The 6660-nt window shown below is 71.9% G+C and carries 5 protein-coding genes; 2 read left to right on the top strand and 3 right to left on the bottom strand.

What is annotated here, in order from left to right:
* Positions 1-51 precede the first annotated feature (51 nt).
* Positions 52-1716 carry a thiamine pyrophosphate-binding protein gene (locus tag ACFTQE_RS19605; RefSeq protein ID WP_376926641.1) on the bottom strand — a complete coding sequence of 555 codons (1665 nt, stop codon included), beginning with the start codon at positions 1714-1716 and terminating at the stop codon, positions 52-54.
* Between the two features lie 180 nt (positions 1717-1896).
* Positions 1897-3141 carry an acyl-CoA thioesterase/BAAT N-terminal domain-containing protein gene (locus ACFTQE_RS19610; protein ID WP_376926642.1) on the bottom strand — a complete coding sequence of 415 codons (1245 nt, stop codon included), beginning with the start codon at positions 3139-3141 and terminating at the stop codon, positions 1897-1899.
* A gap of 361 nt (positions 3142-3502) precedes the next feature.
* Between ACFTQE_RS19610 and ACFTQE_RS19615 the strand changes: the two genes are divergently transcribed.
* Positions 3503-3799, top strand: a complete 297-nt coding sequence (locus tag ACFTQE_RS19615) for a hypothetical protein (RefSeq protein WP_376926643.1) — start codon at positions 3503-3505, stop codon at positions 3797-3799.
* On the opposite strand, the gene ACFTQE_RS19620 is transcribed toward ACFTQE_RS19615, so the two are convergent.
* Positions 3783-4862 (bottom strand): VanZ family protein, encoded by a 1080-nt coding sequence (locus ACFTQE_RS19620; RefSeq protein ID WP_376926644.1) that lies wholly within the window; start codon positions 4860-4862, stop codon positions 3783-3785. The genes ACFTQE_RS19615 and ACFTQE_RS19620 overlap by 17 nt on opposite strands.
* A gap of 295 nt (positions 4863-5157) precedes the next feature.
* Between ACFTQE_RS19620 and ACFTQE_RS19625 the strand changes: the two genes are divergently transcribed.
* Entirely contained in the window at positions 5158-6615 is a 1458-nt protein-coding gene (locus tag ACFTQE_RS19625; RefSeq protein WP_376926645.1) for a glyceraldehyde-3-phosphate dehydrogenase, read from the top strand.
* Positions 6616-6660: the final 45 nt, after the last annotated feature.

Here is a 6660-nt window from a genome sequence, read left to right on the forward strand (position 1 = left end):
GGGAACGTTCCCGCCGGGGCATCCGTCGTCTGCGGCGCATGGCCGCCTGCGTCAGCTGTTCACGCGGATGATCTCCTCCTGGTACGGCGCGACGACGGTGCCCGAGATGCGGCAGTCGAGCAGGAGGAACGAACGCTCGGCGACGGGGCGCGCCGCCCAGGCTGCGAGCGCCTCGAGGTCGGCCAGCTCGCGCACGACGACGCCTTCGGCGCCGAACGCGGCGGCCGCGGCGGCGAAGTCGGCCTCGGGGATCAGCATCGGACCCTCGGCGAGGCCCTTGAGGCCGTAGAGGTTCACCTCGGCGCCGTACGCGGCGTCGTTCCAGACGACCGCGACACCGCGGCCCCCGGCGGTGCGCACCGCCGTCTCGAGGTCGGCGAGCGCCATGAGTCCGCCGCCGTCGCCGGTCGTGAGCACGATGGCGGCGTCGGGCTTGGCGGCGGCGGCGCCGGCGACGCTCGGGAATCCCTGCCCGATCGACTGGAACGCCGTGCCGATCATCATCATGCGGTCGGGCGAGGCGACCGGCCAGTACATGTTGGCCCAGCCGATGAAGTGTCCGCCGTCGGAGACGACGACCCGGTCCTCGGGCAGCAGCTCGGCGATGCGCGCCGCGACCGCGCGCGGGTCGAGCCGGCCGTCGTCGGCGAGGCCGTCGGCGCGCGCGGGGAGCGCCTGCGCGCGGAGCGGCGCGATGTCGGCGATCGTGTCGCGCCAGCCCGACGACTCCGCTCCGAGCCCGGCGAGCTCGTCGACGAGGCGGCGCGCGACGACTGCGGCATCGCCGCGGACGAACCCGCCGACGTGCGGGTGCGTGGCCGCGGTCGCCACGTCGACCTGGAACACGCGCGTGCCGGGCGCGAAGAGGTCGCCGAAGCGCATCGTGAACTGGTTGAGCGACGCGCCGAACACCACGGCGACGTCGGCCTCGCGCACGAGCTGCATCGCGGTCTCGGCCCCGAAGCCGCCGGTGACGCCGAGGTCGTAGCGGTCGTCGGGGAAGACGCCCCGGCCGAGCGCCGTCGAGGCGGTGACCGCGCCGGTCGCCGCGGCGAGGTCGCCGAGGGCATCGCCGGCGTCGGCGAGCCAGGCCCCGCGTCCGGCCAGGAGGAACGGCCGGGAGGCGCCTGCGAGGGCGTGTGCGACCTCGGAGACGGCGCGTCGGGCGAACTCGCCGACCGGCGAGAGGGGCAGCGGATGCCGCGGCGCGGGCGGATCGGCGAGCGGTCCGGCGTCGACCGACGCGACGTCGTAGGGAATCGCCAGCACCACCGGCACCCGATAGCTCAGTGCGTGCTCGACGGCGATCACGGTCGTGGCGGGGGCATCGGTGCGCCCGACGGTGTACGTGCGCGCACCGACCGCCGAGGCGAGGGCGATCTGGTCGACGTCCCACGGACGACGCCCCGAGGTCGGCTCGTCGCCGACGACGAGCACGAGCGGCACTCGGGCCTGCGCGGCCTCGGCGAGCGAGGTGAGGGTATTCGTGAATCCGGCCCCATACGTCGCCGTCGCCGCGGCGAGCCGCTTCGACGCGCGGAAGTGGGCGTCGGCGGCGACCACGCCGCCGGCCTCGTGCCGCACTGCGGTGAACGAGGCATCCGTCTCGCGCTCGAGCGCATCGAGGAAGTAGGCGTTGCCGTTGCCCATCACGCCGAAGACGTGATCGACGTGGGCGGAGAGGGCATGGGCGACGTGCGCGGACACCGAGGGCATGGTGAAGCCTTTCGAGACGTGACGGGATGCTGGGATTCCGTATGTGTCTCGCTCGGTGGCGGGGATTGCCCGTCGGCCTGCTTCGTGCCCATTTTTCGAGCACCGGCGCGGCTGGGCGCCTGGACGAAGTCGAGTATACGACGCTCGCGCGTCGAGCCTGCTCGCCGGACCGTCGGACCGTCAGAGCGTCGGCGGGCCGAGCGCCTCGAAGGCGGCACGCCAGAACTCGGCCCGGGAGGCGCTGTCGGCGGCCGCGTCGGTGTCGGGGAACCTCGGCAGGTACGGATCGAGGGGGATGGAGTGCGAAGCGCCGTCGCCCGTGAGCGCGGTCACGTCGAGGCCCGCCTCGGTGGCCCGACGCGCGGTGCGATCCATCAGGAGACAGGAGTCCCAGACCGCGTCGTCGGTGCCGCACGCGAGCACGACCGGACCGTCGATGCCGGCGAGGTCGATGATCGAATCGGGCGGCGGTGCGGCCGGATCCATCGAGCAGGGGGTCGCGATGCCGGCGAGGGTCCACGCCGAGCGGGTCCCGTCGGGGTATCCGCACCAGAGCTCGCCCGCGCCGACCGGCGCGATCGCGCCCCGCACGAGCGAGGGGTGCTCCGCGGCGAGCCAGAGCGCCGCCTCTCCGCCGCGTGAGACGCCGAACGCGGTGATGCGATCGGGGTCGACCCCGTCGCGCGCCGCCAGCCATTCGGCGCCCGAGACGAACGTCTCGAGCGGCACCTCGGCGAGCTCGTCTGGCTGCCCTGGAGACCCGAAGTAGCTCACCGCGAGGGCCGGGTATCCGGCGGCCGCGAGCTGGCGAGCCAGGAGGCGGGCGAACTGGATGCCGCCCTCGCTGCCGGAGAACACGAGGACCGCGGCCCGCGGCCCGGCGCCTGCCGTCGCGGAAGGCGCGTGACTCGCGTAGGCCGCGACGAGCCCGCCATCGGTCACCTCCTCGACTGCGACTGCGTCTGGAGCGATGCCGCGCTCGACGGTCGTGCCCGCGAGCACGACGCCGTCGGCCCCGGTGAGCGTGAGCTCGACGTCGAACTCGTCGGCGTAGGCGGCGAGGAATGCGAGCTCGCCGCCCTCGGGGGCGAGTGCCCAGAACGGCGCCATCGAGTCCGCCGCCGACCAGTCGCCGTCGACCGGCGCGTGGTCGTCGAGGTCGACCTCTCCGGACTCGTCGGCGATGAACACGGCCCCGGAGCGATGCGTGATCCAGTCGACGTTCGCCTCGGCGGTGAGGGTGACCTCGGAGTCGGGGACGAGGCCGGTGAACCGGATCGAGAGCGGATCGAACGGACCGTCGAGCTCGTCGATCACGATGGCGGCCCGGTGCTCGTCGGCGAGCGGCGTGCAGCCGACCATCGAGGTCGTCGCGAGCAGCGCCGCGATGGCGGCCACGGCCCGCACCGAGCTGGATGTGCGCATGGCCGATTGTCGGGCACCGGGATCGACGGGGTCAACCCGTGCGGGCGGCCGGCGAGCCGCCCATGCGGCTCAGCGGCCGAAGAGGCGCGCGAAGAAGCCGGGCTCGGCCCGGTCGTCCTCGTGGCCGGTGCACCGATCGTTGCGCGGTACCCCGCGCATGACGGAGTCGATGTGCTGGCCGCAACCGGCCCACGTGGTCTTGCCGCATCTCCTGCAGGTCACTGCTCGGCACATTCGTCGGATCCATTTCTGTCGGGGAGGCGGGGTTGAATACCCCGGGGGTATTCTTTCAGGGTCGAGACTGGGAGATCGCCGACAGCGAGCGGCGCGACCTTCGCCGCGCGCACGGCATGATGGTCGGATGAAGACCACCCAGCTGCGCCGGTACGTGATCGTCGACGGACTCTACGAGGAGTTCGTCGCGTGGTGGCAGGAGGCCATGCCCGTGCTCCGGCCCGCGATGGGGTTCGCCATCGAGTTCGCCTACGGCTCGCCCGAGACGAACGAGTTCACCTGGGCGGTCAGCGTGCCGGGCGATGCCGACGAGTTCGAGCGGGTGGATGCCGCATACAAGGTCTCGCCCGAACGTGCGGCGGTCTTCGAGGGGCTGCCCGATCGCATCGCGTCGATGCAGCTCTCGTTCATCCGGACGTACTGAGCCGTTCCGGCGCGCGAGCGCCGTTCCGGTCGATCGAGTCCATGCCGGCCGCGGCCTGAGCGAGACCGCGATGCCCGCGGGTCGTGAATGCGGCTACAAGGCTCGCGACGGCGAGCACGGCCGCGACGGCTCCGCCGAGCGGGCCGGCGAGGAGGAGCAGGCTGTAGCCGCCGATCCCCACGAGGAAGCGGACTCCGCGCCAGATCACGGGCGGAACCCGATGCTCGCGGACGTCGATGAGCACGGCCCGCTCGCCGAGCGTGACGCCGCCGATCAGCACCGACACCGCCTGCGCGCCGATCGCCGCCGCCGTCGCGATCGCCGCGACCGCATCGGACAGTTCGAGCACGAGGTCACGGCCCGCCAGCACGAGGATCGCGGAGTTGACGGCGACCGAGAGGCCGGCAGCGGTGAGCCACACGCTCGCGACGTCGACCAGCATCGCGAGCAGGCGCCGCCCAGAGGTGACCGGCCGCGCCGGCGCCGCCCCGGACGCGGCCGTGCGGCGGCGACGGCGGAACGCCGGGAACGCCAGCAGCGAGCCCAGCGCCGCACCGATGGTGTTCGCAGCGAGATCTCCCGTGTCGAACAGTCGATAGGCGCAGGGGAAGACCCCCCAGACGCCGGTCAGCTGGGTGAGCTCGATCGCGAGCGAGACGAGGGCGCCGGCCGCGACCGCGACGGCGATGCCGCGATCGAACAGTGCGCGCGCGAAGACGCCGAGCGGCACGAACAGCAGCACGTTGAACGCGATCTGCTGCACCGCGGCGTTCGCGAGCAGCGAGCCGCCGTGCTCCGCCTGCAGGCGGATGACATCCCGCACGCTCTCGAGGGGGTCCAGCACCACTCCCGCGCAGCGGAAGTCGTCGCCGTCGGGCAGCGGCAGCAGCGTGTACGCCCAGAGCCCCATCACGTAGAAGAGGAGCGCGACCCACCCGGTCATGCGGAGGGCCGAGAAGCCGCCTCGGCGACGGTAGCTGAGCGCCACGAGCGGTACGAACACCACGACGAGCACCATCGAACCGAACAGAATGGCGATGATGCCCGGCATGATGCGATCCACTCCGAGAGTCTACGATCGCCATCGGCATGCTCAGCGGCCGCCGCGGCAGGTCGGCGTCACCGCACTCGACTCGGTGTACAGGGCATCTGCAGCGAGACATCCGTAGAATCGACCCATCCCCGGAAGAGAATGCGGCCGATGCTGCCCACCGGCAGGCTCGCCCGCGAGGACCTGGTCGACGACGCCCACTGCACGTTCGACCGAGAAGGAACGTGGTCGATGCTGCCCACCAGGGCGGGCTCGACCAGGAAGGAAGAACGTGAGCCACGAGTTCGATGCACGCCGCACGGAATGGATCGCCAAAGAGGAGCTCGCCGAGCGGATGATCCCGCTCATCGGCGGCCTCTACCGAGACCACGGGGTGGTGACCTCCATCCACGGCCGGCGGCTCATCAACCGTTCGCCGATCGCCCTCCTGAAGGCGCACCGCTTCGCCCGTCAGGCCGGTGAGGTCGAACTCGACCTCGTCGACACCATGCGCGTGCTCGAGGTGCTCCGCGAGATCGCTCCCGGGCCCGCCTCGATCGACGTGGCCCGCCTCGTCGCCCGCTACTCCGACGCGGTCGGCGAGGGCGACGCGCGCGAACTCGCCGACTTCGTGCGCGATGAACTCACCTCCGTCATCGCGGCCGAGGGCGAGCCCGAGGCATCCGGCACCGATGTCGTGCTCTACGGCTTCGGCCGCATCGGGCGCCTGCTCGCACGGATCCTGATCGCGCACGCCGGCAACGGCAAGGGCCTGCGCCTCCGGGCGATCGTCGTGCGCAAGGGCTCCGACAACGACCTCGTCAAGCGCGCGAGCCTGCTGCGCCGCGACTCGGTGCACGGCCCGTTCGCCGGCACGATCGAGGTCGACGAGGAGGCGAACACGATCCTCGCGAACGGCACGCTCATCCAGGTGATCTACTCGAACGACCCCGCGTCGATCGACTACACGGCCTACGGCATCGACGACGCGATCGTCGTCGACAACACGGGTCGCTGGCGCGACGAGGCGGGGCTGTCGCAGCACCTGCAGGCGAAGGGCGTCGCCCGGGTCCTGCTCACGGCTCCCGGCAAGGGCGCGATCAAGAACATCGTGCACGGCATCAACCACGACGACATCACCGATGCCGACGCGATCCTCTCGGCCGCCTCGTGCACGACGAACGCGATCACCCCGGTGCTGAAGGCCATCGAAGACGCCTACGGCGTCGTGCGCGGCCACGTCGAGACCGTGCACTCGTTCACGAACGACCAGAACCTCATCGACAACTTCCACTCGGGCGACCGGCGCGGCCGCTCGGCCGCGCTCAACATGGTCATCACCGAGACCGGCGCCGCGAAGGCCGTCGCGAAGGCCCTGCCCTCGTTCGCCGGCAAGCTCACCGGCAGCGCGATCCGCGTGCCGACGCCCGACGTGTCGCTCGCGATCCTGAACCTGCAGCTCGAGCAGCCGGCCGAGAAGGCCTCGCTGAACCGGTACCTCCGCCAGGTGTCGCTCACCTCGCCGCTCCGCCAGCAGGTCGACTACATCGAGTCGCCCGAGGTCGTCTCGACCGACTTCGTGGGCTCGAACCGCGCCGGCATCGTCGACGGGCTCGCGACGATCGCCGACGGCACCGACGCGATCGTCTACGTCTGGTACGACAACGAGTACGGCTACTCCTGCCAGGTCGTTCGGGTCATCGAGGCGATGGCGGGCACGCACCCCGTCGTGCTGCCCGAGCGCCAGTCGGTCGCGCTCGAGCGCGAGGTCGTCGCCGCGGTCTGATCGGCGCACGCCTGCGATGAGGCGGGTCCTGCGGAACCCGCCTCC

This window comes from Agromyces sp. NPDC056965 (genome assembly GCF_042673425.1).
In the GTDB taxonomy this organism is placed as follows: domain Bacteria; phylum Actinomycetota; class Actinomycetes; order Actinomycetales; family Microbacteriaceae; genus Agromyces.